This is a genomic window from Rhodococcus sp. S3 (assembly GCF_058211795.1).
In genome coordinates this window covers 3,301,263-3,326,991 of sequence record NZ_CM177074.1, presented here as the reverse complement: position 1 = coordinate 3,326,991, position 25,729 = coordinate 3,301,263, and the positions used below count along the sequence as shown (strand labels likewise).

Here is a 25,729-nt window from a genome sequence, read left to right as displayed (position 1 = left end):
GACTAGGCTTGCAGGCTGTGAGTGAACCGACGGACGCACCCATCACCGCTCCTCCGGAGGCGCGTGAGCGCTGGCAGGATCTCGCCGAACAGGTGCGCGAGCATCAGTTCCGCTACTACGTGCGCGACGCCCCCATCATCTCCGACGGTCAGTTCGATGCGCTTCTCGGCGAACTGCAGGCACTCGAGGAGCAGTACACCGAACTCCGCACGCCGGATTCGCCCACCCAGCTGGTCGGCGGCGGCTTCGCCACCGAGTTCGGTGCCGTCGCGCATCTCGAACGCATGCTCAGCCTCGACAACGTCTTCGACGAGGACGAACTGCGCGCGTGGCTCTCGCGCGCGGAGGTCGAGACCGGCACCCACCCAGATTATCTGTGCGAGGTGAAGATCGACGGTGTGGCACTGAGTCTCGTCTACGAGAACGGCAAACTCGTCCGCGCGGCCACCCGCGGCGACGGTCGCACGGGCGAGGACGTCACCCTCAACGCCCGCACGATCGACGACGTTCCCGAAAAGCTCACCGGCAGCGACGAATACCCGATTCCGACGTTGCTCGAAGTGCGCGGTGAGGTGTTCTTCCGGCTCGAGGACTTCCAGACCCTCAACGCCGGGCTGGTGGCCGAAGGCAAGCCGCCCTTCGCGAATCCCCGCAATTCCGCCGCGGGTTCCCTCCGGCAGAAGAACCCGGCCGTCACCGCGCGCCGGCGTCTGCGCATGTACTGCCACGGCTACGGTCGCATGGAGGGCTTCGAACCCCGCTCGCAGTCCGACGCGTACGCGGCCTTCGCGGCCTGGGGCCTGCCCGTCTCCCCGCACACCGTTCGCGTGCAGGGCGCCGAGGCGGTCGTCGAGCGGATGCGCTACTGGGGCGAACACCGCCACGACATCGAACACGAGATCGACGGCCTGGTGGTCAAGATCGACGACATGGGGCTGCACCGCCGCCTCGGTGCCACGTCCCGCGCCCCGCGGTGGGCGATCGCCTACAAGTATCCGCCGGAGGAGGTCACCACCAAGCTCCTCGACATCCGCGTCAGCGTCGGGCGCACGGGGCGCGTGACACCCTTCGCCTACATGGAACCGGTCACCGTCGCCGGGTCCACCGTCTCGCTGGCGACGCTCCACAATGCGTCCGAGGTCGAGCGCAAGGGCGTGCTCATCGGCGACACCGTGGTCATCCGCAAGGCCGGCGACGTGATCCCGGAAGTGCTCGGCCCGGTCGTCGACCTGCGCGACGGCTCCGAGTACGCCTTCGAGATGCCTTCGCAGTGCCCCGAATGCGGTACCACCCTCGCCCCGGCGAAGGAGGGCGACGTCGACCTGCGCTGCCCCAACTCGCAGTCGTGCCCGGCGCAATTGCGCGAACGGGTCTTCCACGTCGCGGGCCGGGGAGCGTTCGACATCGAAGCGCTCGGCTACGAGGCGGCCACGGCACTGCTCGAGGGGAAGATCATCGTCGACGAGGGCGACCTGTTCTCGCTCACGAAGGACGACCTCGAACGCATCCCGTTCTTCCGCACCACCAAGGGCGTGCTGTCGAAGAACGGCGAACGCCTGCTGCAGAACCTCGACAAGGCGAAGGAACAACCGCTCTGGCGCGTGCTCGTCGCCCTGTCCATCCGGCACGTCGGACCGACCGCTGCGCGTGCGCTGGCCACCGAGTTCGGCAGCCTCGACCGGATCCGGGCCGCGTCCGTCGACGAGCTCGCGGCCGTCGAGGGCGTCGGACCGACGATCGCCGCGGCGGTCACCGACTGGTTCACCGTCGATTGGCACGTCGCCATCGTCGACAAGTGGGCGACAGCGGGCGTGCGCATGGCCGACGAACGCGACGAATCCATTCCGCGGACCCTCGAAGGACTGTCGATCGTGGTCACGGGCACGCTCGCGGGATTCTCCCGCGACCAGGCCAAGGAGGCCGTCGTCGCGCGTGGCGGCAAGGCGGCCGGATCGGTTTCGAAGAAGACCGCCTTCGTCGTGATCGGCGACAATCCGGGGTCGAAGGCCGACAAGGCGGCCGATCTCGGGGTGCCTGTGCTCGACGAGGACGGTTTCCGGATTTTGCTCGACGAGGGGCCCGATGCTACTCGCGCCTACCTGGAAGGGCGCGAAGGAGAGAACTGAGACGCCTCCCGCCGGCAGGTGTCCTGTCGACGGATTATCAAGGAGCCGTAGCGGGCTCGTGTTCCTCGGCGCTTCGCCTACCGAGGAACACCGCCGCGGCCAGGAGGAAACAGATCGCGCCGACGAACGTGCCGGCGTTGGCCAGGCTCGGGTCGAGAGTATTTCCGTCGTCGAGGATGAACGAACCGACCGCGGAGACCCCGAAAGCGATCGACCCGAGCATGTTCAGCCATCCGCTGATCCAGTCCTTCGAGCGCGGCGTCCAATGCGAGCCGGACCGCCAGAGGATCGCGCACGCGATGGCGCTCGACGCCAGGAAGCACAGGGAACCTTCGAGATTGGGGTTCCATACCAGGTGCATCTCACCCTTGACGGTGTGGGCGTGCAGTGCTGCTCCCGTGCTGACGTTGAACAGCAGCGTACCGATGAACTGGATCAGCGACGCGAGCCAGTCGGCGCGGATCGCCGGGCTGCCCTTGTCCGTGACGGTGGCCGGCCCACTGAGCATCAATTGGACGAATGCTGCACCCGTGAAGAACCAGGAACCCACGAAGAACGAAGTATTTGCACCGGCGGTGCCGAGAAGCGTCGCAATTCCGGGCGCCGAACCCAATGCGAACAGGACGGCCCCGATGACGAATCCCCAGGACTGCATGCGCAATGTCGGGTGAATCAGCATTGGCGCAGTATAAGTCCGAGATTGGAAATTTGTGCGTTTTCGGAAGAAACTGTCCGATCAGATAGGTGCAGGTCAGAGTATATTTCATAAGAAGGGTGAATGGCCGGGGTGAATTGGACCGGAAACTTGTCGGTTGGTAAGAAACCGTGTTCGATGCGCGTTAGCGTCCCAGCCATGACGGAGACCGGTAAGTCCACACATCGCCTCCTTTTTCGTAATGTGCGAGTTTTCGACGGAGTTTCCGGAGAACTCGTCACCGGCGACGTACTGATCGACGGAGACCGCATCCTGGCCGTGTCCGCATCGCCGATCGGCGACGAACCCGGCCGCGAAACCGACGTGATCGACGGTGGCGGGCGGGTTCTCATGCCCGGCATGTCCGACGCGCACGTCCACCTCGTCGGCAACGCGAACTCCTATATCGACATGGTGATGGGCAGCGAAGCGCACATTGCGCTCAACGGCCTCGCGGAGGCCCGCAACATGCTGCTGCGCGGTTTCACCGCCGTCCGCGACATGGCCGGCGACACCGGCAGCATCAAGTCGGTGATCGACCGAGGACTGTTCGACGGACCCCGGATCTACCCGTCCCAGGCCGCGATCTCGCAGACGGCCGGGCACGGCGACTTCGGCTTCGTCTACGAATGCCCCACAGCCCTCGGTGGGGATCAGGCCCGCGCCGAACAGATCGGCTTCATGCGGGTCGCCGACGGTGAGGACCGGGTCCTCGCAGCCGTGCGCGAGCAGCTCAAGAAGGGCGCATCGCAGATCAAGCTGATGGTCGGCGGCGGAGCCGCGTCCATGTACGACCCGCTGTACACCGTCCAGTTCATCGACAAGGAACTGCGGGCCGCGGTCCAGGCGGCGTCCGACTACGGCACCTATGTGGCCACCCACGTCTACAACGTCACCGGGATCCGCCGCGCGGTCGCGGCCGGGGTGAAGTCGATCGAGCACGGCCACCTCGCCGACGAGGAGACCGTCGCGTTGCTCGCGGAGAAGGAGGTGTGGTTGTCGATGCAGCCCTTCGCGCTCGGCGATCACCACTATCCCGATCCGGACCGTGCGGAGAAGGACAAGCAGATCTGCACCGGCACCGACCACGTCTACGAGTGGGCACAGAAGCACGGCGTGAAGACGGCCTGGGGAACCGATCTGCTGCTCGAACCGCAGATCGCGCCACGGCAGAGCGAGATGGCCGCGCGGCTCGGCGACCACTACAGCAACCTCGACGCGCTGCGGATGCTCACCTCCGGCAACGCCGAACTGTTCCGGCTCGCCGGCGAACGCGATCCCTACCGGCAGGCCCGATGGGGTGTGATCGACAAGGGCGCCTGGGCGGACGTGCTCCTCGTCGATGGCAACCCGCTCGAGGACCTGAGCCTGATCGCCGATCCGGCAAAGAACCTGTCGGTCATCGTGAAGAACGGCCACGTCGTCAAGAACAGCCTGTGACCGTGGCGGCGCAGCGGACACGACACCACGCCCTACTCGTTCGGCGCAAGGACGGTCGGTGACTCACTACGGACAGCACAGCGACGCAGAAGCATGGGACGAGTTGTCGGACGAGCAACCCGAGGAGCCCTTCGTCGCGGACGGAAACTACGACGGAACACCGCTGGGCACAGTCGAACCGGACGATCTCGAAACTCCGCCGTACGGCACTCCGGTCGTGCAGCAGGCGGTTGCCCGGCAGACCCCGGGCTCGCTCGTGTCGGCACGCGGAATCGAACTCCACGGGCCCTGGGGGCATGTCTTCGGCCCACTCGACCTGGATCTCGACGCCGGGGGAGTGACGGTCCTGGCCGCGCAGGCCGGTGCCGCGCGGACCGCGTTGCTCATGGCTCTGTGCGGTCGGATGCGGCTGACCCGGGGGTCGCTGACGGTTCTCGGCGAGGACAGGCCGCAGAAGATCATCGCGCGGTCGGCGATCGCCTGCATGAACGAGCTCGACGAGGTACGCCCCTCGGTCACCGTGCGCGACCTCGTCACCGAGCAGAAGCGGTGGGATTCCCCGTGGTACAAGTTCGTTCCGCCGGTCCGTGAGGACGGTGTCGCCGAGATGTGCGAGGAGATCTTCGGCGACGTACCGCTGCCACCGCTCGAGGCGTTCGTCGACGACCTCCCCGAACTCCAACAACTGCTGCTGCGGATCTCGGTGGCGAACACCCGGCGTCCTCCATTGCTGGTGGTGGGCCGGATCGATCGGATCGCCGACGACGTCGAACGCGCCACGCTTCTCGACCGGCTCGTCGCGCTCGGTGAGAACCAGTCGGTGATCATCGGCGACGTGAACCCCGTCGACCCCGGCATCGGGGTACGGGCCGTGGTGGACATGCACGATCTGCTCGGACCCGGTGACATCGGCGTCCTGACGAAGAGGAAGTGACGAGTGCTCGCAGGCGTCTCTCTCGGTAGCGACTCGAAGCGATACTTCCGCGGCACGATGCCGCGCATCGCGATCGCAACGATCATCCTCATGCCGTTGCTGTACGGCGCCATGTACCTGTGGGCCTTCTGGAATCCGTTCGGGGCGGTGAACAAGATCCCCGCGGCGATCGTCAACAACGACACCGGACGTTCGTCGACGGGGGAACAGGTCGATGCCGGCGATCAGGTCGTGAAGTCTCTCATCGCATCCGGTCAGCTCGATCTGGCAGAGGTGTCGGAGGAGGATGCCGTCTCGGGTCTGGCCGACGGAAAGTACTACTACACCATCACGATTCCGGAGAATTTCACCGAAGCGGTCGAATCCCCCAACGGTGACAACCCGGAGAAGGCGAATCTGGTCTTCACCTTCAACGACGCGAACAACTATCTCGCGACGATCATCGGGCAGGATGCGTCCGAACAGGTGATCGGGCAGGTGAACTCCACGATCGGGGCCCAAGGTGTCGGGACCGTGCTCACGGGTCTCGAGAGTGCCGGCTCGGGTCTGAAGCAGGCCGCCGACGGTGCCGGGCAACTTGCCGACGGCATAGACACGGCCAAGAGCGGAGCGGACCAGCTCGCCTCGGGATCGCAGGAGCTCGCGACGAACATGGTCACGGCGCGGGACGGGTCGGCGCAGCTCGCCGCCGGCGCGAACGAACTCGCGACCGCGATCGACGGCGTGACCGGTCCGCTGCTCAGCGCGCTCGACAGTGGTGCCCTCTCGGGTGTCGCGGGGCAGGCGGCGGAGCTGCGGGCCTCGCTCGACGCTCTCGAATCCCGGGTCCCGCAGACCACGCAGTCGACGGTGAACCAGGCCGTGCAGCAGGTCGTCGACATCCTGAACCGGAGTTCCGATCCGGTCGTGCAGCAGGCGATCACCGCGTTGACACCGCTGACGGCGCAGCAGGCGGCCTCCGATGCCGACGCCCTGCGCGCAGAGATCGTGCGTCTGCAGGCCGACGCCGAACAACTCGAATATCAACTCGGTAATCCGAACAGTCCGCTGCAGGGCGCCCTGGCGACGTTGTCGAGCGGCGGTCTGGCGGCGGAGGTGAACCAACTCCGCAGCGGTGTCGACGAACTGAGCTCCGGTGCCGCCACGTTGAACTCCGGTCTCGTCCAACTCACCGACGGTAGTTTCCAGCTGGCCGACGGGGCGGGAGAACTGTCCTCGGGCATGGTCGAGTTGCAATCGGGTTCGCAGGAACTCGCGCAGGCCTTGAGCCAGGGCGCCACCCAGGTGCCGAGCTGGACGGACGAACAGCGCACCGCCACCGCCGAGACGTTGTCGACTCCGGTTGCACTGCAACAGAACTACACCAACGAGGCGCCCACCTTCGGTACCGGTTTCGCGCCGTTCTTCCTGTCGCTCGCCCTGTTCGTCGGCGGCATCATCACCTGGATGCTGCTCACCCCGCTGCAGTCGCGGCCCACCGTCGCGGGACTGGGCGCCTACCGTACGGTCCTCGCGTCGTACTGGCCGGCGCTGCTGGTGGGCATCCTGCAGGTGGTCGTGATGTACACGGTCGTCCATTTCGGTGTCGGACTGGACGTGAAGCATGTGGTGGGGACGATCCTGTTCCTGATGTTGATCTCCGCGACGTATCTGGCCATGATCCAGGCGTTCAACGCGATCTTCGGTGTCGCCGTCGGCCGTGTGGTGACCTTGGCCTTCCTGATGCTGCAACTGGTCTCGGCGGGCGGTATCTACCCCGTGCCGACCACCGCCAAGCCGTTCCAGTACATCCATCCGTTCGACCCGATGACCTACACCGTCAACGGTCTGCGGCAGCTCACCGTCGCCGGGCACATCGATTCGCGGTTGTGGATCGCAATCGCTGTCCTGGCCGGAATCCTGCTCGTATCGTTGACTCTGAGTGCCCTGTCGGTCCGGCGCAACCGCCGCTACACGATGGAGAGGCTGTACCCGCCGATCGAGGTGTGAGAACCGCCCCGTATGTCCCGATGTCACCGGATCGACGAGTGTTCGATGCGGGAAATGGAGGAAACCATGTCAGAGTCCGACGCTCCAGGCGAGACACTCGCACCTGCCTTCACCGGCAGGCTCGGTACCGAACCGATTCCTGCTCTGCGGCTTCCCAAGTCGGAGACCGATCCGGAGGCGACCTACCAGTTCATCCACGACGAGCTGATGCTCGACGGCAGCTCGCGGCTCAACCTGGCGACCTTCGTCACCACGTGGATGGATCCGCAGGCGGGCCGAATCATGGCCGAGGCATTCGACAAGAACATGATCGACAAGGACGAGTACCCCGCCACGGCGGAGATCGAGACCCGCTGCGTCAACATGGTCGCCGACCTGTTCAACGCGGACGACCTCGATCCGGCCGATCCGTCCTCGGCCACCGGTGTCTCGACGATCGGTTCGTCCGAGGCCGTCATGCTCGGTGGGCTCGCGCTCAAGTGGCGCTGGCGTGAGGCCCGCAAGGCCGCCGGCAAGGACGCGTCGAAGCCGAACCTGGTGCTCGGCAGCAACGTGCAGGTGGTGTGGGAGAAGTTCTGCCGCTACTTCGACGTCGAGCCGAAGTACCTGCCGATGGAGCCCGGCCGTTACGTCATCACCCCCGAGCAGGTCCGTGACGCGGTCGACGAGAACACCATCGGCGTCGTCGCGATCCTCGGCACCACCTTCACCGGTGAACTCGAGCCCGTCGCGGAGATCGCCGCCGCGCTCGACGAGCTCGCGGCCTCCGGCGGTCCCGACGTCCCGTTGCACGTCGACGCCGCCTCCGGTGGCTTCGTGGTGCCCTTCCTCCATCCGGACCTCGAATGGGACTTCCGTGTGCCGCGGGTCGTGTCCATCAACGTCAGTGGTCACAAGTACGGCATGACCTATCCGGGCATCGGTTTCGTCGTCTGGCGTTCGAAGGAACATCTGCCCGAGGACCTGGTCTTCCGGGTCAACTACCTCGGTGGCGACATGCCGACGTTCACACTGAACTTCTCGCGTCCTGGTAACCAGGTCATCGGCCAGTACTACAACTTCATCCGGCTCGGTGTCGCCGGCTACACGCAGATCATGGAGACCCTGCGCGACACCGCACTCATGCTGTCGAAGCATATCTCCGAGATCGAGAACATGGCGATCATCACGGACGGCTCCGCCATCCCGGTCATCTCCTTCGAGGTGACGGGCGACCCCGGCTTCACGGTGTTCGACATCTCCCACGAATTGCGGGCCCGCGGATTCCAGGTTCCGGCCTACACGATGCCGGCCGACGCGGAGGACGTCGCGGTGTTGCGCATCGTGCTTCGCGAGGGCTTCAGCCGGGACATCGCCCACAAGCTCGGTGAAGACATCGCCGATGTAGTCGGATATCTCCGCGAGGGTGTCGGTCGCGGCCACACCGACCAGGCATTCGCACACTGAACGAAGTCGCAGCGGGGGAGAAGCTCACCGAGTTTCTCCACCGCCGACGTGAGATCCGTTCGTGGACCGTGTGAATGGAGGTACGGGACTACTTCGATGTGATTCCTGGCGCGCGATCGGAATCCCGGCGAAATCCGTCATTTCCCCCGCCGGCTGCTAATATTTGAACATACTTGTGAGTCCGTTTCGGGGACGATGCTGCCCGGATGCGAAAGGGATAGTGGACGTGCCGAGAACACTGCCTTTGTCCCGTCGCCGATTGTTCTCCGTTCTGTCTGCACATTCCGAACTCGCCGTGATCCTCGGTGGCCCCTTCTCCGGCAAGACGACCCTCGTCGACACGTGGCTGGCGACCGACCCGTGTCCCGAGTGGGCGCCGGTGGTGATTCCCGAACCCGCGCACGACGTCACACCCGAGAACTACTGGGCGACGGTGGCATCGTCGCTGTGCACCTCCCTCGGAATCGACGAACCCGTTGCAACGGAAGGCTCCTTCGACGCGGTGTGTTCGATACTGGTCCGGCACGCCCGACCGGTGATGTTCGTGCTCGACGGTGTCCGGTCGGTCGAAGCGATCGAAGACCGGGTCGGGCAGTTGCTGCAGATCGGGCAGCAGGTGCGGGTCGTGGTGACCAGCAGGGCTGCGGGGTCGTGGGCCGAACATGTCGACGGACACCCGCACAGGACTATCGTCGGCGACGACGACCTCGCGTTCACCGTGGACGAGACCGCTGCACTGTGCCGCCTCTTCGGACTCGCACGGGACGAACGCACCATCGAGTGGATCACCCGCCGCACCGAAGGATTCGCCGCTTTCGTCGCGGCCGTGTGTGCGACGCTGCGCGCCGAGAAGCCGCACCGGGTCTACGGCACCGACGCCCTCGACGTCCTCGTCGACTCGGCCGTCGATCTCGTCGTCATGCACGTCGTGGCGGCGGATCCCTCTCTGGCACTGCCCTCCCGCTCGGTCCTCGTCTCCGCCGCACCGAACATGGTGACACGGTCGTCGATCTCGGCCCTGCCGCACATCGACGACAGCGAGGCCTTTCTCTCCGCGCTGGCCGAGTCGGGACTGATCGAGACCTGTTCGACGGACGCGGACCCCGCGAGCGGCCGGACCACCCGGTGCTATCCCGAAGTCGTCGGAAGATCACTCCTGCGGGTCGGCGGCGCGGAATACCCGGAGGAATTGGGGGATGCGCGGTCGGCTCTCATCGACTACTGGTTGCAGCGCTCACGTCCGGACATCGCCCTCCAACACGCCGTGGAGCGGCGCGACCGGCGATGCGCGATCGACATCGTCGAGAAGAACTGGGTGGCACTGTACGGGAGCGGATCGCTCCGCTCCCTGGGGATCGTGCTGCTCGAGTTGCTCCCCGACTGCATGGCGACCGACGATCGCACCGTCGCGTCGCTGCGGACGATCACCCGGGCCCGGAACGGCCCGGAAGAGCCGAGGGAGTGGTCCTTCCCGCAATCCTTCGAAGCGGTCCTCCGCCTCGGAAGTCTCCGGATGCAGGGTTCCTACGACGAGGCGATGGAGGTGTGCGATGGCCTGGCCACCGAACCCGTGCCGGATTTCGAGACGCTCGACACCACGGCCCGGCACGCCCACGGGCTGAAATACCTCAACTTCGGCACCGTCTACCTCCTCGGCGGCCGCACCACCGACGCCGGAACGATGCTGCGCCACGCCCACACGGCGGGGCGAGGGGTGTTCGTCGAGCGGGAGGCCGCAGGCAAACTCGCGCTCCTCGAAGCGCTCCGGGGCCGGACCCACGAGGCCACCCGGTGGATCGAGGAGGAACGCCGGCATCCGCCGATCCTGGGAGAAGCCGAGGCCCTCGTCCGTACGGCGGGTCTGGCGGCCACCGCGCTCGTGGCACTCGATCGGCTCGACACCGGCACGGCCTTCCGTGCGCTCTCCGAGCTCGGCACTCTCCGCCACACGGAGGAGCTGTGGGCGGCCGTCATGTACGTGCGGGGACGACTGGCGCTGTTGAGCGGTGTGCCTGCCGACGGCCTCCTGTACATCGATTCGGAATTGCAGCACTTCTCCCATCGCCTCACCGGTATCTCCGCGGTGCTGGTCGATGCCGCGCGTGCCGATCTGCACCTCGCGCTCGGCGAGGCCCGCGCGGCGCGCGAGTTGCTCGACGGCTCGACGCACCCCCTCACCGTTCCGGCCCGTGCGCGATTGCGTCTGCTCGGCGGCGATCCCGGAGGTGCCGAGGTGATCGTGCATCGCTGGGATGCCGCCCGTGAGCACTGTCCGGCCGTCGGTGCGGAACTCGCCCTGATCGGATCGGTGGCGGCGCTGCGACTCGGTCGCCGCACCGATGCGCGACGACGGCTCCAGCGGGCAGTGGTGCTGGCGGAACATGCCGGGGTGACGCGGCCGTTCGTCGGTGTCCCACCGTCGGCAGTGCGCGACGTCCTGTCCCTGGGTGTCGACCTGCCGATCGATCTCGACTCGGCGATGGCCGAGTACGGCATCTTCCGCGAGATCCGTGTCGCCGTACGGCTGACCCCACGCGAGCGCGCGGTCCTCGACGCATTGCTCGCCGGCGGCACGGCGAGCACGATCGCCAAAGAACAGTTCGTCACCCTCAACACCGTCAAGACCCAGTTGCGTTCCCTCTACAGGAAACTGGGTGTGCATTCACGTGAGGAAGCGATCGCGCAGGCACAGAGGCTCGTCGTCGGCTGAGGCCTGCGTCCGAGCGTCGGGGACTACCGGAGGACGGTGCCGACGATGCCCGCGAAGTAACCGACGCGTGCGATCTCGGAGGGACGGAACTCCGGTCCGCCGGGACGGCCGAGGACGAGGACGCGTTCGGGCGAGCCGAGGGGTGCGGCCGCGAGCATCGTGTCCATGTCGCGCCAGAGTTGCGGCACCCACTCACCGTCGTGGTCGAGCAGGGTGGCCTCGGCGAGCGGCATCCAGGGCACGCCGTTGAGGTGGGTCTCCGGCGAACCGGGGCTCCCCGCGATGCGGAAGATGCCGTTCGGGCCGACCCCGAGCACGGTCGCCCAACCCACCCGGAGCACCCGGGGAGCGCCGTCGACGAGGATCTGGATGCGGTCGTCGCGGGCGGCGGCGACGTGATCGATCAGTTCGAGTTCGCGATGGGTGTCGAGGATTCCGGCGTAGGGCCGGATGGAGTCGACCGTCACACCGGGCAGTGCCTCGGCCGCGGTGAGGAGCGTGTCGGGGAGCTTGCCCGGTTCGACGTCGACGACGAGATCGTCGATCGCGAAGTCCGTGCCGCGTTCGACGACGTCGAGCGACAGGATGTCGGCGCCGACCGAACCGAGCGCCAGGGCGAGCGAGCCGAGGCTACCGGGACGATCGGGGAGCCTGACACGCAAGAGGTACGACACGTGAGTCCTTTCCCCAGTCGGTTTCGTGCCGTCGACGAACGCCGCGTCGACGGCACGTGGTGCGCCGGCATCCGCATGCCGGCCCAGGGGCCCGTGTCGACCTCTGGCAGACCACATCCTTGCACCTCGTCGACGGCGTCAGGGACGGTGCAGACCCGAAAATATGCCGACCCCACCGAAAATCCCCGGTCGCGACGGGGCATGTCACACGAACGCAACACAGCGTTGCGAAGCTCGCAACATCGGCGGGTGGACGCGACGCCGACCGGGCGACGAGTGATGTCACCGAACCGCGTGCGCCGTCGCTTCCAGGACGCATTACCCTGGACAGGACGTTCACTCACCATCGGAAAGGGGCCATTCACGGTGCCTGCCATCTCCCGTGACGAGGTCGCGCATCTCGCCCGGTTGTCCCGGCTTGCGCTGACCGATGCCGAACTCGACGAGTTCGCCGGTCAGTTGGATTCGATCCTCAACCACGTCAAGGCGGTGTCGGAGGTGGCCGCGGACGATGTGGCTCCCATGGCGAACCCGAACGCCGTCACCAACGTGACGCGACCCGACGTCGTCGTCCCCGGTCTCACGCCCGAGCAGGCGCTCTCCGGTGCGCCGGCCGTCGAGGAGGACCGCTTCTCGGTCCCGCAGATCCTGGGAGAGGGCGAATGAGCACGGATACGACACGCCTCGACGCCGCGACCCTGGCGTCGAAGATCCACGCCGGCGAGCTGTCCTCGGTGGAGGTCACCCAGGCCCACCTCGATCGCATCGCCGAGGTCGACGGCGAGTACAACGCCTTCCTGCACGTCGCATCCGAGCAGGCGCTCGCCGCCGCGGCCGAGGTCGACCGGGCCGTCGCCGCGGGCGAGAAGCCGGCTTCGGCGCTCGCCGGTGTGCCGCTCGCGCTCAAGGACGTGTTCACCACCACGGACATGCCCACCACGTGCGGTTCGAAGATCCTCGAGGGTTGGGTCTCGCCCTACGACGCGACGCTCACCACGAAGCTGCGCGAGGCCGGCATCCCCATCCTCGGCAAGACCAACATGGACGAGTTCGCGATGGGGTCGTCCACCGAGAACTCGGCATACGGCCCCACCCGCAACCCGTGGGACACCAGCCGCATCCCGGGTGGCTCCGGTGGCGGTTCCGCTGCGGCGCTCGCGTCGTACCAGGCACCGCTCGCGATCGGCACCGATACCGGTGGCTCGATCCGCCAGCCCGCCGCCGTCACCGCCACCGTCGGCACCAAGCCCACCTACGGCACGGTCTCGCGGTACGGCCTGGTCGCCTGCGCGTCGTCGCTCGACCAGGGTGGCCCCTGCGGCCGCACCGTCCTCGACACGGCACTGCTGCACGAGGTCATCGCCGGGCACGACCCGCGCGACTCGACGTCGGTGAACGCCGCCGTGCGTCCCGTCGTGGAGGCGGCGCGCCAGGGTGCGGCCGGCGACCTGAAGGGCCTGAAGGTCGGTGTCGTCAAGGAGCTGCACTCCGACAGCTACCAGCCCGGCGTGCTCTCGTCGTTCGATGCCGCCGTCGAGACGCTCACGAAGCTCGGCGCGGAGGTCGTCGAGGTCTCGTGCCCGCACTTCGAATACGCACTCGCCTCGTACTATCTGATCCTGCCGTCGGAGGTCTCCTCCAACCTGGCCCGCTTCGACGCGATGCGGTACGGCATGCGCGTCGACGACGGCACGATGAGCGCCGAGCAGGTCATGGCCGCGACCCGCGCCGCCGGTTTCGGCAAGGAGGTCAAGCGCCGCATCATGATCGGCACCTACGCGCTGTCCTCCGGCTACTACGAGGCCTACTACGGTCAGGCCCTCAAGGTCCGGACCCTCATCGCGCAGGACTTCGACAAGGCCTACGAGCAGGTCGACGTGCTCGTCTCGCCCACGAGCCCGTTCACGCCGTGGAAGCTCGGCGAGAAGGTCGACGATCCGCTCGCGATGTACCTGTCCGATCTGTGCACGCTCCCGACCAACCTCGCGGGGCACTGCGCGATGTCCGTGCCGTCCGGCCTCTCGGCGGACGACGGTCTCCCCGTCGGCCTGCAGATCATGGCCCCGGCTCTCGCCGACGAGCGTCTGTACCGGGTGGGTGCGGCCTTCGAGGCGGCACGAGGACCCATCGTCGCCTGATCCCTTCCCACACCGCGACCCGTCGTGCCGTTCGTCGGCCGGCGGGTCGCGGTGTATCCGGGCGCCGATCCGTGTGGGCGCGATCTACCCGTCGGCGGAGGTGCACCGCGCCTGGTCGTCGCCGTAGCGATGGCCGTGACCGGGTGCCGCCTCGAGCGAGGTGAGCAGGTCGACCGTCGTGTTCACGAACGACACCAGCGGCAGCCACGGTGGGGTGGGGGCATCGGCGCGCGCATGCGACAGATCCGGTGGCGACCACAGCAGCGACGGCTGCCACCACACGACAGGGTCGGAGGTGTTCGCCCGGACACTCGCACCGTCGGTGCGGACCCCCGCGGGTGGCCCCGCGAGGAACAGTGCACACGGCTCCGGTTCGTCGTCGAAGACGGCGCTCGCGCCGGTCGCGCCCAGGGACTGCCCGTAGACGTGCAGAGCGGGGCGTCGCTCGTCGGGCAGCGTGGACAGGTGCGCTCGCAGTGCGGTGACCAGGGCGCGGGCCTCCTCCTCCGCGGCACCGCGGTCGAGGACGAAGGTCGCCCAGCTCGGCATGTCCGAGTACTGCTGGGCGACGATGGCGACGTCGTCACCCCACCGGTTCTCGAAACCGCGGACCGCAGCGGCATCGACCCAGCCCGAACCGGTCGGCACGGCCACCACGAGATGCGGTCGATCGAAGGCTCTCGCCCGGCGGAGTTCGTCCACCGCGAACTCGGCGCGCGCAGACGGATCCGGTGCGGCCGACAACGGCACGTAGATCCGGATCGGTGACCCCTCGGCAGGCAGGGACACGAACTTCTGCCCCTCTCGACCCAACCGGTTCCATGACACCGCCGATCCCACGCCACCCGACAGTCCCACCGAGAGCGCGGTGGGGGAGGCGACCGTGTCGATCGCCCCTCCGGGTGAGAAGGCCGCCGTGGCGCCGATCCCAACCGTGGCGCCGATTCCCAGCGTCGCGGCGACGGCCACCGCCACCCCGCGTCGCGACAGGAGGTGCACGAGGCGCGGAAGGGCGAGCAGCGCCGCGACGACCACGATCGCGACCGCCAGTGCCTCGAGCCACCAGCACACATCCACAGCGGGGACCGACATCGCCTCCCGCAGACCGTTCTGCCACCGATGTGCACCGGCCGCCGCGACCAGCACGACGGACCCGCCGACGAGCGCGACGGGCACACGCAGTTCCGGCCTCGCGGGCCGTGGAGGTCGCCCGGTCCGCCGCCGCGCGACCACGACGAGACGGAGCACCGTCAGCGCGATCACGACGAACAAACCTGTGACGACGCCCTGCACGACCGACTGTCGCGGCAGCAGGGGAGGGGCGAGGGAGATCACCGTCGCGAGAACCACCGTGAGGATCGTCATCGCCGTACCTTTCGTGCCGTGAAGCCCAGAGCGACCGAGCCCGCAGCGACGGCCAGGGCCCACGGCGATTCCGCGACAGGCGTCCGGTGGCCCTGTCGCCACGAGTTGAATTCCACTGCTGCAGAAGAGATCCCTGCGATCGGCGTGCAGGAGGTGATGTCGGGTTCGGAACGGCAGACGGTGTCGAGATGCCGCGCGAACAACCCGTCGAGGTCGCGGCGGGCACCGGTGCCCAGCTCGCCACCGGTGGTGTGGGCGTACCGCAGGAGGTCGTACCCGAGATCGTGCACCCGGCAGGCCGATTCGAACGCCGCCGGCAGCGGCACCGGGGCGGAGCAGTCACCTTCGGGGTCGGCGAGCACCGTCGTCCCGTCCGCCCACTGTTCGACGATCGGCGCATACCCCATCACGGCGGTGAAATCGGCCGGCAGGGACGACAGTGCTCCCTCCGCGTCGTCGGCGACGAGCGCCGTCACCGTCGCTGCGGCCGCGGCGTCCTCCGTCGGGGGCGCGGCGGAGTGGGCGAGCGCCCCCGGCACGGCGGCATATGCTGCGGTGGCGAGGAAGACGACCGACGCGACTCGGACCGCTGCGGATCTCACTGTCATGCCGGCGACGCTAGGAACGCACAGCCCTGCACCGGACCCCGCGACGGAGCGATCTCGCGGAGGCCGACACCACCTGCAGAGCCAGGCGGATCTCACCCCCAGGTATGAGGACAGTCGAGACCCCGGCTCCTAGCGTGGGTGAGGTGAAAGAGCTTGCGAAGTCCGGCGCGAGAACCGCGGGACGCCTGGGACGGGGACGGTGGAGCGTAGTCACCGTGGTCACCGTGACGTTGATCCTCTATGCGATCGCGTGGCCGACGCTGCCCCTGACCCACGACATCTCCCCACCCCTCCTGCCGCTGATCTCGGGGATGGCGGTGTTCCCGTTCCTCCTCGTGCTCGTCCGGCCGGCTCTCGGATGGGCGGTGGTCGCGGCGGCGGGACTCGTCATCCCGATAGCGTTCGACCTCGTTCCCGGCTACGACTATCCGTGGCAGGTCGTGCACATCCTGGTGATGCTCGCGCTGGTGTTCGCCGTTGCGATCCGCGAGGAGATCCGGATCGTCCTCGTCGTCTGGGTCTCGACGGTTCTGCTCTTCGCGGCCTTCGTCCCCGGCAGCGACGGCTGGGGCTGGGGGATCGGGATCAGCGCCCTGGTGGTATTCGGGCTGCTGGTGCGCTGGCTGGTGATCTCCCGACGGCAACTCGCCCAGGAGGAGGAGGTCAGCGAGCTCGAACGTGCGCGTCGCGCCATCCTCGAGGAGAAGGCGCACATCGCACGCGACCTGCACGACATCGTCGCCCACCACATGTCGATGATCGTCGTCCAGGCGCAGAGCGCTCCCTATCGGCTTCCGGACGTGAACGACGACGTGCGCGCCGAATTCGACGCCCTCGGTGCGACCGCACGGGAAGCGCTGAACGAGGTCCGCACCCTGCTCGGCGTGCTCCGCAGCGACGGGCAACTCCCCGAACACGAACCGCAGCCCGGCATCGACCGCATCGGCGAACTGTTCGAGTCGTCCCGCCGAGCCGGTATGACGCTCGAGACGGAGACGGTCGGCGTCCCCACACCTGTCTCCGACGGTGTCGGACTCACCGTCTACCGGATCCTGCAGGAGTCCCTGGCGAACGCGGCCCGGCACGCACCCGATGCCCGCGTGTGCGCACGGCTGCAGTGGGAGCCGGCGAGCGTCACGGTGGAGGTGACCAACGGGCCGGCCTCGGCCGGTCAGGTCGACACCACCGTTCGGCCGTCGGACCGCAGCGGCGGCAACGGAATCCTCGGCATGGTCGAACGCGCGTCCGTCGTGGGCGGGCAGCTCGTCGCCCATCCCCGCCCCGGCGGCGGTTTCGAGGTCCGAGCGGTTCTCCCGGTGCTGACCGGGGCCTAAGGTGGGTGCCGATGACCGAACCGCACCCTCCCATCACCGTGTTCATCGCCGACGACCAGGCCATGGTCCGGCAAGGCTTCGGAGCGCTGCTCGGAGCCCAGCCCGACATCAGCGTCGTCGGCGATGCCCCCGACGGTCGAGCGGCCGTCTCGGAGGTCGCGCGACTGCGGCCCGACGTCGTCCTCATGGACGTGCGCATGCCCGAGATGAACGGCCTCGACGCGGCGCGGCACATCCTTGCCGACACCCGTGAGCCGCGGTCGAAGGTGCTCATGCTCACCACCTTCGACCTCGACGACTACGTCTACGAAGCGCTCGGGATGGGAGCGAGCGGGTTTCTGCTCAAGGACGCCCCCGCCGACGAACTCGTGCGAGCCGTGAGGGTGGTCGCCGATGGTCAGGCACTGCTCGCGCCGACCGTCACCCGCCGCCTGATCGCCGACGTCACCAGCCGACGCCGGCCGGCAAGAGGGCGCGACCGCGTCCTCGATCCGCTCACCCCACGCGAACTCGAGGTGCTCGAACTGATCGCGCACGGCCTGTCGAACACCGAGATCGCAGAACGATTGTTCGTCGCCGAGCAGACCGTGAAGACCCACGTCGGCAAGGTTCTCGCAAAACTGCACCTGCGCGACCGGGCACAGGCCGTGGTGCTCGCCTACGAGTCCGGTCTCGTCACACCCGGCTAGAGACATCGATACAGGTCGGTCGACATGGAGTGAAGACTCGATGATGTAGGTGTGCCTGTCAGGATTCGTCGTCGATCTTGTGGTGTATCAAGAGGTATGGCACGACGACGTGGGTTCTTCGCCGAACTCCAGCATCAACAGCGGCTGGCTGCGCAGCGACAAGCGCAACAGCAGAGGGCAGCAGTCCGGGAGCACAACCGGACCGTTGCTGCCATGCAACGAGCCGCACGTGAGCGAGAACGCGCCGAGGCAGCAGCACAGCGTGCGGCAGCTGCCGATCGTGCCAGGTTGGAGAAGGAAGCGAAGGCCGCATACGTAGCGCAGCGAGAGGCGGAGGCAGCCCAGGAGAACGCACTGATCGCCACGCAACTCCAGGACATCGAGGACTTGCTGGCAGCCACCCTCGACGTGGACGATCGGGTCGATCTCGAAGCGCTGAAACAGTCGGTCGAAAGGCGAAGCTTTCACCCTCCGGGCGAATTGCAGACGCCCACGCAGCAACCTCAGTACTTCGCACTACCCGATCAACCGCGCTTCGTGCCGCCGAGCAAGCCGTCGGGACTCGGCGCCGCGTTGGGAGGAAATCGCCGATACAACGCTGAACTCTCCGCGGCTGCAGAAGTCCACAGGGAGCACATGCGTGGCTGGTGGGATGCCTTCCAGGAGACATTCCGACAGAACGCAGTTCTACGTGACCGCTGGCGCACCTACGAACGCGAACGCTACCGGCGGCTCGAACAGTCGATGCGCGTGCACGAGGCCGCAGAAGAACGCCGTCTACGCGATGTGGAGGTTGCCAACGAGAAACTCGACAGATTGATCGCCGGGTTGCGCCGTCGCGAACCTGCCGCGCTGGAGGAGTACGTCGGTATCGTTCTGGCGAATTCGGCTTATCCCGAATGCTTCGACGTAGTGCACGAGTACAGCTACAACTCCGAGGATCGGGAACTGAAGGTTTCGGTTGCCGTTCCTGCACCTGAGGAGTTTCCGTCCACCAAATCGGTTCGATATGTGAAGGCGAGCGACGAGATCGTTCGGACTCCGCTCTCCGCGACCGACCTGAAGCGGCGGTACAACAACGCGGTGAATCAAGTGGCGCTGCGAACCGCACACGAAGTGTTCGAGGCAGACCGTGAAGCCGTGATCGACGCCGTGTCGCTCACCGTTGTGGCGGATGCCGTGGACCCCGCTACCGGGCGTGATGCCACAGTGGCACTCCTGCAATTGGCTGTGGACCGAGAAACGTTCATGGCTCTGGATCTGTCACGCGTGGAGCCCGCCCAGACGTTGAAGCATCTGTCTGCCGCAGTGTCGAAGAATCCGTACGGGCTGGTGCCCTTGGCCGGGACAGGAGTTCGAGGATGACCGACGCTCAGGAAACGATCACTGCTCTCCGTCGCACGTTGATCGCCAAGGAGCGGGAGGCGGCCGAACTCGTCGACCGGGTGGCGGAGTTGACCGCTCAATTGTCGGCGCGGCCCATTTCCCCACCACAAGGCGCACCGGTCGGAAGGGATCTTCCCTCGGACGATCGGTTGATCACCGTCGAAGACGCCCTCGTGCTTCAGGAGGTCGGTCTCTACGAATATCACCACCCATTGGAGAACGCCGCTGCCTACCAGGAGCGATTGAAGGATCTGCGGGACGAGATCCGGTCGTCGATCACAGACGGTCGTGCCATCGAGGTGGGCAAACAGTTCAGCTTCAACAATTCCCTCGCAGAAGGCCGTCGCCTCACTCGTGATCTCGGCAAGTTGATGCTGCGCGCATACAACGCAGAGGCCGAGAACTGTGTCCGCGCGATCCGGGCGGGGAATCTGCAGACCGCGATCAAGCGCCTGGACAAGGCCGCTACCGATATCGAGAAGTTGGGCGCCTCGATGCAGATGCGGATCGACCCGGCATATCACCGTCTCCGCATCACCGAGATCGAACTGACGGCCGACCATCAGACGAGACTCAGCGAGGAACGCGAGGCCGCACGAGAAGAGCGCGAACGACTTCGCGAAGAACGCAAGGTCGAGCAGGAACTCGCTCGCAGGAGGCAGGAACTCGACAAGGAGCGGGAACACTATCGAAACGTGCTTGCTCGCATCCAGGATCCGGCCCAGCGTGCCGATGCCGAGCGAGAGATCGCCCGGCTGGACGCAGCGATAGCCGACAACGACTACCGCGCGGCGAATATCCGGGCCGGCTATGTGTACGTGATCTCGAACATCGGTGCTTTCGGACGAAACGTCGTCAAGATCGGACTCACGCGTCGGCTCGACCCCATCGACAGAATCCGAGAACTGAGCGGTGCCTCGGTACCGTTTCCGTTCGATGTACACGCTCTGTACTTCTCGGACGATGCCGTCGCGTTGGAGAACGAACTCCACAAGGAGTTCTCGAAGTACCGGGTCAACCATGCGAACGTGCGCCGCGAGTTCTTCTTCGCGAGCCCGGAACAAGTCCGCGATGTACTCGCGACCAAGGTCGGTAACCTGCTCGAGTACACCACCGAACCCGAAGCAACCCAGTACTTCCAATCCGTGCGATATTGGCCCGAGTCTCCACTGCGGTCCTAGCTCTCGAAAGGCAGGATTGGCACCGGCACGAAGTCGAGTCCATGGAGGTATGGATGACGAGGATCGGAATTCTCACCAGTGGCGGGGACTGCCCCGGTCTCAACGCGGTCATCCGCGGTGCGGTGCTCAAGGGGACCGAGGTCCACGGACAGGAGTTCGTCGGATTCCTCGACGGCTGGCGCGGTCTCGTCGAGGGCGATGTGATCCCGTTGGACCGCAGCCGTGTTCGCGGTCTCGCCCAACAGGGTGGCACGATCCTCGGTACGAGCCGGTTCGGTCCGTACCAGGGACCCGACGGTGGGGCGCAGAACATCCAGAAGACCCTCGACCGCCTCGGGATCGACGCCGTGATCGCCATCGGGGGCGAGGGCACCGCTGCCGCCTCGAAGCGACTGTTCGGTGAAGGGATCCGCATCGTCGGTGTGCCGAAGACGATCGACAACGACCTCAGCCACACCGACTACACCTTCGGTTTCGACACGGCCGTCGAGATCGCGACGGTGGCGATCGACCGCCTCCGGACCACCGGCAACTCCCACAAACGCTGCATGGTGCTCGAGGTCATGGGCCGGCACGCCGGATGGATCGCGCTGCACGCCGGTACCGCCGGCGGCGCACACGCCATCCTCATCCCCGAGCACCCCGAGAGCCTCGAACAGATCTGCGAGTGGGTGACGAGTGTCCGCAACCGCGGACGTTCGCCGATGGTCGTCGTCGCGGAGGGCTTCACGCTCCCCGAGATGGAGGAGGCGTACTCCACCAAGGGACTCGATGGATTCGACCGGCCGCGCCTCGGCGGGATCGCGGAGGTGCTCGCGCCGCTCATCGAGAAGCACACCGGTGTCGAGGCCCGCGCGACGGTGCTCGGCCACATCCAACGGGGCGGTGTCCCCACGGCATTCGACCGGGTACTCGCCACGCGACTGGGTATGGCGGTGACCGATCTCGTCGCCGAGGAGGACTGGGGGCACATGGTCGCGCTGCACGGCACCGACATCGCCCGGGTCGATTTCGACGAGCTCGCCGAACCGAAGTACGTGCCCGACGAGCGCTATCAGGAGATGCGGATCCTGTTCGGGTGAGGCCGCGCGGCGGCACTGTCGGCGCCGTCTAAAATCGACACCATGACTGCCTCCGTGTCCGCTGACCTGCTCGCCTACGACGACGTGCTCGCGAAGTTCGAGCCCGTGATGGGCATGGAGGTGCACGTCGAGCTGCACACCGCCACCAAGATGTTCTGCGGCTGCCCGACGGCTTTCGGCGCCGAGCCCAACACGCAGGTGTGCCCGGTCTGCCTCGGTCTGCCGGGGGCACTGCCCGTCGTCAACCAGGCCGCGGTCGAGTCCGCGATCCGCATCGGCCTCGCGCTGAACTGCTCGATCACCCCGTGGGGTCGCTTCGCGCGGAAGAACTACTTCTACCCCGATCAGCCGAAGAACTACCAGATCTCGCAGTACGACGAGCCGATCGCCACCGACGGATATCTCGACGTCGTGCTCGACGACGGCACCACCTGGCGGGTCGACATCGAGCGCGCGCACATGGAGGAGGACACCGGCAAGTCGCTGCACGTCGGTGGCGCCACCGGTCGCATCCACGGTGCGAGCCACTCGCTGCTCGACTACAACCGTGCCGGGGTTCCGCTCGTCGAGATCGTCACCAAGCCGATCGTCGGTGCCGGCGAGCGTGCCCCCGAGGTCGCCCGCGCCTACGTCACCGCCCTGCGCGACCTGCTCAAGGCCCTCGACGTCTCCGACGTCCGCATGGACCAGGGCTCGATGCGGTGCGACGCGAACATCTCGCTGATGCCCATCGGCGCGAAGGAGTTCGGTACCCGCACCGAGACGAAGAACGTCAACTCCCTCAAGTCCGTCGAGGTCGCGGTCCGCTACGAGATGCGGCGCCAGGCTGCCGTGCTGGTCTCCGGTGGTGAGGTGATCCAGGAGACCCGGCACTTCCAGGAGGCCGACGGCACCACCTCGCCCGGTCGCCGCAAGGAAACCGCCGAGGACTACCGGTACTTCCCGGAGCCCGACCTCGAGCCGATCGCGCCCGACGCCGCCTGGGTCGAGGAGCTGCGCGCGACGCTGCCCGAGCTGCCGTGGCTGCGTCGCGCCCGCATCCAGGCCGACTGGGGTGTCTCCGACGAGGAGATGCGCGACCTCGTCAACGCCGGTGCGCTCGATCTCGTCATCGCGACCACCGAGGCCGGCGCTCCCGCCTCGGAGGCCCGCTCGTGGTGGGTCGCCTACCTGGCCCAGCAGGCCAACACCCGCGGTGTCGAACTCGTCGAACTGCCCATCACACCCGAGCAGGTCGCTCGCGTCATCGCGCTGGTGGCCGACGGCAAGCTGACGAACAAGCTGGCCCGTCAGGTCGTCGACGGTGTGCTCGCCGGTGAGGGCGAGCCCGACGAAGTGGTCGCCGCGCGTGGTCTCGAGGTCGTGCGCGACGATTCGGCGCTGCAGGCCGCGGTCGACGCCGCTCTGGCCGCCAACCCCGACATCGCCGACAAGATCCGCTCCGGCAAGGTCCAGGCGGCCGGCAAGATCGTCGGCGACGTCATGAAGGCCACTCGCGGACAGGCCGATCCGGCGCGCGTGAAGGAACTCGTCATCGCCGCGTGCAGTTGATCTTGCGCGGCTAGAGTAGCGGCGATGGACGCTGCTGTAGCCACCTCGCTGTTCTGGATCGCCGTCGCGGCGGTGCTGGCACCGCTGATCGCCGGCGCCGTTCCGCGACGGCTGGTCCCCGAGGTCGTGCTGCTGCTGGTGGCCGGTGTCCTCATCGGCCCCTACGCGCTCGACCTCGCGGAGACGGGCAGCGAGATCGGCATCCTGCGCGAACTCGGCCTGGGGATGCTCTTCCTGCTCGCCGGATACGAGATCGACCCGGCCGAGTTGCGCGGGCGGGGTGGGCGCCGCGCGATGCTCACCTGGTGCGTGTGCATGCTGCTGGCGCTCGGCACCGTCGCCGCGCTCGGAGCTGCAGGTCAGGTGCACGCCGAGATCGCCGTGGCGATCGCCCTGACGTCCACCGCGCTGGGGACGCTCCTGCCGATCCTTGCCGACCGCGGGCTCGTCGCGACCCCACTCGGACGCTCGGTGCTCAACCACGGTGCGTTCGGCGAGCTGTTGCCCGTCGTGGCCATGGCGACCCTGCTCGGTGCACGCGGCGCACTCGGCTCGCTGATCGTCCTGCTGGCGTTCGCGGTCGTGGCCGTCGTCGTCGCCGTGCTGCCGACCTGGATCCTGCGGGAAGGTTCACGGTTCACCCAGTTCGTCCGGCTCGGCTCCGACACCACCGCCCAGGTGCCGGTGCGACTGACGATGCTGTTGCTCGTCGGACTCATCGCCGTCGCCGCCGTCTTCGACCTCGACATCATCCTCGGTGCCTTCGCGGCCGGCTTCATCCTGCGTCGCACGATCCCGGCGGGCGACGAGCGGCTCGAGAAGAAGCTCGACGGTCTCGGATACGGCTTCCTCATCCCGATCTTCTTCGTCACCTCGGGCATGGCGATCGACGTCGGTGCCGTCGTGCGCGCACCGGGGATCCTGCTGGCATTCCTCGGACTGCTCGTCCTGGTACGGGGTGTGCCGGTGTTCGTCGCGTCGCGCCTCGAACGCGACGAGACAGGGAACCGGATGTTCGGAACCTCCGAACAGGTGCAGATCGCCCTGTACTCGACGACGGGTCTGCCCCTGATCGTCGCGGTCACGGGCGTCGCGGTGAGTGCCGATCAGATGACGAACGCGAGCGCGTCGATCCTCGTGGCGGCGGGTGCCGTCACCGTCCTCGTGCTCCCGATGCTCGCGGGACTGCTCCACCGCACCGAACCGGCGGAGACGCCGGAGCGGGCGTGATCAGTCGAATCCGCCGCCACCGGCCGGGAACTGGATGCGGACGACGCGGTCGTCGTTCGGTCCCGGTTCGGAACCGGACTTGTTGACCGTCGAGACCCACAGCAGTCCGTCGGGCGACGAAGCGGCGCCGCGCAGCATGCCGTAGCGGTCCTCCGCCGCGAGGACGGGCGACGCCGTGACCGCTCCGGTGCCCGGGTCGGTGGCGACGACCGCGACGGCCTTCGCGTCAGTGAGCGAGATCGCGATCCCGTCGGGAGCTGCTGCGCACCCGGCGACACCGGGCCGCTCGGGCCACGTCCAGGCCGGGCCGGTGCCGGTCGAGCCGTCGACCCCGACCCGCTGGAGCCGGTCCTCGAGGGGAGTGCGGTCGGTGACCCACAGATTGCCGTTCGGATCGCGGCACACATCGCCTGCGGTGCCGATGCCCGACAGCATCACCGAGGGAGCGGGTGCCGCGCCGGGTGCCGGGAGCGGCAGGTTCAGGAGCTTGCCGGACAGGGCGTTCGGATCGTTTGCGGCCGCTGCGTTTCCGGCGTCGCCGGTCAGGACGGCGAGTTCGGTGGGCGAAACGAACTCGATGGCGCCGGAATTGCCCGTCGCGCCGCGGGGGATCCCCGTCAGCACATCCTTGGGCGTGTCACCCGCGGCGATGCGGACGACGCGGTTGTCGGAAGCCGTGGTGATGTAGGCGTAGAGCAGCCGATCCTCGGCGAAGGTGGGGGAGAGCGCCACATCGAGCAGCCCACCGTCCCCGGAACCGTCGACGGGGATGGTCGCGATCTCCACCGGTTCGGTCTCCGGCGCGACCTGCAGTATCCGACCCGTCCGACGCTCGGTGACGAGCGCGGAGTTGCCGTCGGGCATCGTCACCAGGCCGCCGGTGACGTCGAGGCAGGTCGCGATCACGGACGGATCCGGATCGACACACGGCCCCGGTGGCTTGGGGGAGGCGCTCGGCGTCGTCGTCTCGGTGGGGTCCTGGGGGCCGACGCCCGGTCCCGGATCGAAGGTGGGTTCGGGGGTGAACGGGGTCGACGCGGAGTCGTCGAAGCGGGCGCAGGAGGGAACGGCGAGAACTCCGACGGCGAGCGCCGTCGCTGCCGCCCGTACGCCCCACGAACCGGTCCACCGCGCACCCCGTGTCATGCCGCA

20 protein-coding genes are annotated in these 25,729 nt (G+C 67.3%); 15 read left to right on the top strand and 5 right to left on the bottom strand.

Annotated elements, in window-relative coordinates; genetic code table 11:
- Window positions 1–17: 17 nt before the first annotated feature.
- Window positions 18–2,126, top strand: a complete 2,109-nt coding sequence (gene ligA, locus AC0LPE_RS15560; RefSeq protein WP_490604783.1) for an NAD-dependent DNA ligase LigA — start codon at window positions 18–20, stop codon at window positions 2,124–2,126.
- A 37-nt stretch (window positions 2,127–2,163) separates the two neighbouring features.
- Here ligA and AC0LPE_RS15555 read toward each other — a convergent pair whose 3' ends face one another.
- On the bottom strand, window positions 2,164–2,805 hold the full coding sequence (locus tag AC0LPE_RS15555; RefSeq protein ID WP_490604782.1) for a hypothetical protein: 642 nt from the start codon (window positions 2,803–2,805) through the stop codon (window positions 2,164–2,166).
- Window positions 2,806–3,024: 219 nt separating this feature from the next.
- On the opposite strand from AC0LPE_RS15555, the gene AC0LPE_RS15550 reads away from it, so the two are divergent.
- The 5 genes from AC0LPE_RS15550 to AC0LPE_RS15530 all read left to right on the top strand — a co-directional run bounded on the left by AC0LPE_RS15550 (window position 3,025) and on the right by AC0LPE_RS15530 (window position 11,339).
- Entirely contained in the window at window positions 3,025–4,260 is a 1,236-nt protein-coding gene (locus tag AC0LPE_RS15550) for a metal-dependent hydrolase family protein (protein ID WP_423661092.1), read from the top strand.
- Between the two features lie 58 nt (window positions 4,261–4,318).
- Window positions 4,319–5,194 carry a hypothetical protein gene (locus tag AC0LPE_RS15545; protein ID WP_490604781.1) on the top strand — a complete coding sequence of 292 codons (876 nt, stop codon included), beginning with the start codon at window positions 4,319–4,321 and terminating at the stop codon, window positions 5,192–5,194.
- Window positions 5,195–5,197: 3 nt separating this feature from the next.
- Complete coding sequence (locus tag AC0LPE_RS15540; protein ID WP_088897171.1) at window positions 5,198–7,183, top strand: YhgE/Pip domain-containing protein; 1,986 nt, start codon at window positions 5,198–5,200, stop codon at window positions 7,181–7,183.
- A 54-nt stretch (window positions 7,184–7,237) separates the two neighbouring features.
- Complete coding sequence (gene gad / locus AC0LPE_RS15535) at window positions 7,238–8,629, top strand: glutamate decarboxylase (RefSeq protein WP_490604780.1); 1,392 nt, start codon at window positions 7,238–7,240, stop codon at window positions 8,627–8,629.
- 226 nt (window positions 8,630–8,855) lie between these two features.
- Window positions 8,856–11,339: a LuxR C-terminal-related transcriptional regulator gene (locus AC0LPE_RS15530; RefSeq protein ID WP_490604779.1), complete on the top strand. Its 2,484-nt coding sequence runs from the start codon at window positions 8,856–8,858 to the stop codon at window positions 11,337–11,339.
- 23 nt (window positions 11,340–11,362) lie between these two features.
- Here the strand turns inward: AC0LPE_RS15530 and AC0LPE_RS15525 are convergent, their stop codons facing one another.
- Window positions 11,363–12,013, bottom strand: a complete 651-nt coding sequence (locus tag AC0LPE_RS15525; protein ID WP_088897173.1) for an ACT domain-containing protein — start codon at window positions 12,011–12,013, stop codon at window positions 11,363–11,365.
- Between the two features lie 366 nt (window positions 12,014–12,379).
- On the opposite strand from AC0LPE_RS15525, the gene gatC reads away from it, so the two are divergent.
- A complete protein-coding gene (gatC, locus tag AC0LPE_RS15520; protein WP_006554549.1) occupies window positions 12,380–12,679 on the top strand; it encodes an Asp-tRNA(Asn)/Glu-tRNA(Gln) amidotransferase subunit GatC in 300 nt (99 codons plus the stop codon).
- Window positions 12,676–14,151: an Asp-tRNA(Asn)/Glu-tRNA(Gln) amidotransferase subunit GatA gene (gene gatA, locus AC0LPE_RS15515; protein ID WP_088897174.1), complete on the top strand. Its 1,476-nt coding sequence runs from the start codon at window positions 12,676–12,678 to the stop codon at window positions 14,149–14,151. The genes gatC and gatA overlap by 4 nt, the downstream gene beginning before the upstream one ends.
- 84 nt (window positions 14,152–14,235) lie before the next feature.
- Here the strand turns inward: gatA and AC0LPE_RS15510 are convergent, their stop codons facing one another.
- Window positions 14,236–15,516 carry an alpha/beta-hydrolase family protein gene (locus tag AC0LPE_RS15510; RefSeq protein WP_490604778.1) on the bottom strand — a complete coding sequence of 427 codons (1,281 nt, stop codon included), beginning with the start codon at window positions 15,514–15,516 and terminating at the stop codon, window positions 14,236–14,238.
- Window positions 15,513–16,124: a hypothetical protein gene (locus tag AC0LPE_RS15505; protein WP_059380766.1), complete on the bottom strand. Its 612-nt coding sequence runs from the start codon at window positions 16,122–16,124 to the stop codon at window positions 15,513–15,515. Before AC0LPE_RS15505 ends, AC0LPE_RS15510 begins: the two co-directional genes overlap by 4 nt.
- Before the next feature lie 104 nt (window positions 16,125–16,228).
- On the opposite strand from AC0LPE_RS15505, the gene AC0LPE_RS15500 reads away from it, so the two are divergent.
- The 7 genes from AC0LPE_RS15500 to AC0LPE_RS15470 all read left to right on the top strand — a co-directional run bounded on the left by AC0LPE_RS15500 (window position 16,229) and on the right by AC0LPE_RS15470 (window position 24,577).
- The gene (locus tag AC0LPE_RS15500; protein WP_490604777.1) at window positions 16,229–17,458 is read left to right on the top strand and encodes a sensor histidine kinase; all 1,230 of its coding nucleotides are present in this window, start codon (window positions 16,229–16,231) and stop codon (window positions 17,456–17,458) included.
- An 11-nt stretch (window positions 17,459–17,469) separates the two neighbouring features.
- Window positions 17,470–18,147 (top strand): response regulator, encoded by a 678-nt coding sequence (locus AC0LPE_RS15495; protein WP_016691187.1) that lies wholly within the window; start codon window positions 17,470–17,472, stop codon window positions 18,145–18,147.
- A gap of 96 nt (window positions 18,148–18,243) precedes the next feature.
- On the top strand, window positions 18,244–19,512 hold the full coding sequence (locus AC0LPE_RS15490; RefSeq protein WP_490604776.1) for a hypothetical protein: 1,269 nt from the start codon (window positions 18,244–18,246) through the stop codon (window positions 19,510–19,512).
- On the top strand, window positions 19,509–20,714 hold the full coding sequence (locus AC0LPE_RS15485) for an SNIPE associated domain-containing protein (RefSeq protein WP_490604775.1): 1,206 nt from the start codon (window positions 19,509–19,511) through the stop codon (window positions 20,712–20,714). Before AC0LPE_RS15490 ends, AC0LPE_RS15485 begins: the two co-directional genes overlap by 4 nt.
- Before the next feature lie 53 nt (window positions 20,715–20,767).
- Complete coding sequence (locus AC0LPE_RS15480) at window positions 20,768–21,796, top strand: 6-phosphofructokinase (RefSeq protein ID WP_019288390.1); 1,029 nt, start codon at window positions 20,768–20,770, stop codon at window positions 21,794–21,796.
- Between the two features lie 42 nt (window positions 21,797–21,838).
- The gene (gene gatB, locus AC0LPE_RS15475) at window positions 21,839–23,347 is read left to right on the top strand and encodes an Asp-tRNA(Asn)/Glu-tRNA(Gln) amidotransferase subunit GatB (protein WP_088897180.1); all 1,509 of its coding nucleotides are present in this window, start codon (window positions 21,839–21,841) and stop codon (window positions 23,345–23,347) included.
- A gap of 24 nt (window positions 23,348–23,371) precedes the next feature.
- On the top strand, window positions 23,372–24,577 hold the full coding sequence (locus tag AC0LPE_RS15470; protein WP_490604774.1) for a cation:proton antiporter: 1,206 nt from the start codon (window positions 23,372–23,374) through the stop codon (window positions 24,575–24,577).
- On the opposite strand, the gene AC0LPE_RS15465 is transcribed toward AC0LPE_RS15470, so the two are convergent.
- Complete coding sequence (locus AC0LPE_RS15465; protein WP_088897181.1) at window positions 24,578–25,723, bottom strand: PQQ-dependent sugar dehydrogenase; 1,146 nt, start codon at window positions 25,721–25,723, stop codon at window positions 24,578–24,580.
- Window positions 25,724–25,729: the final 6 nt, after the last annotated feature.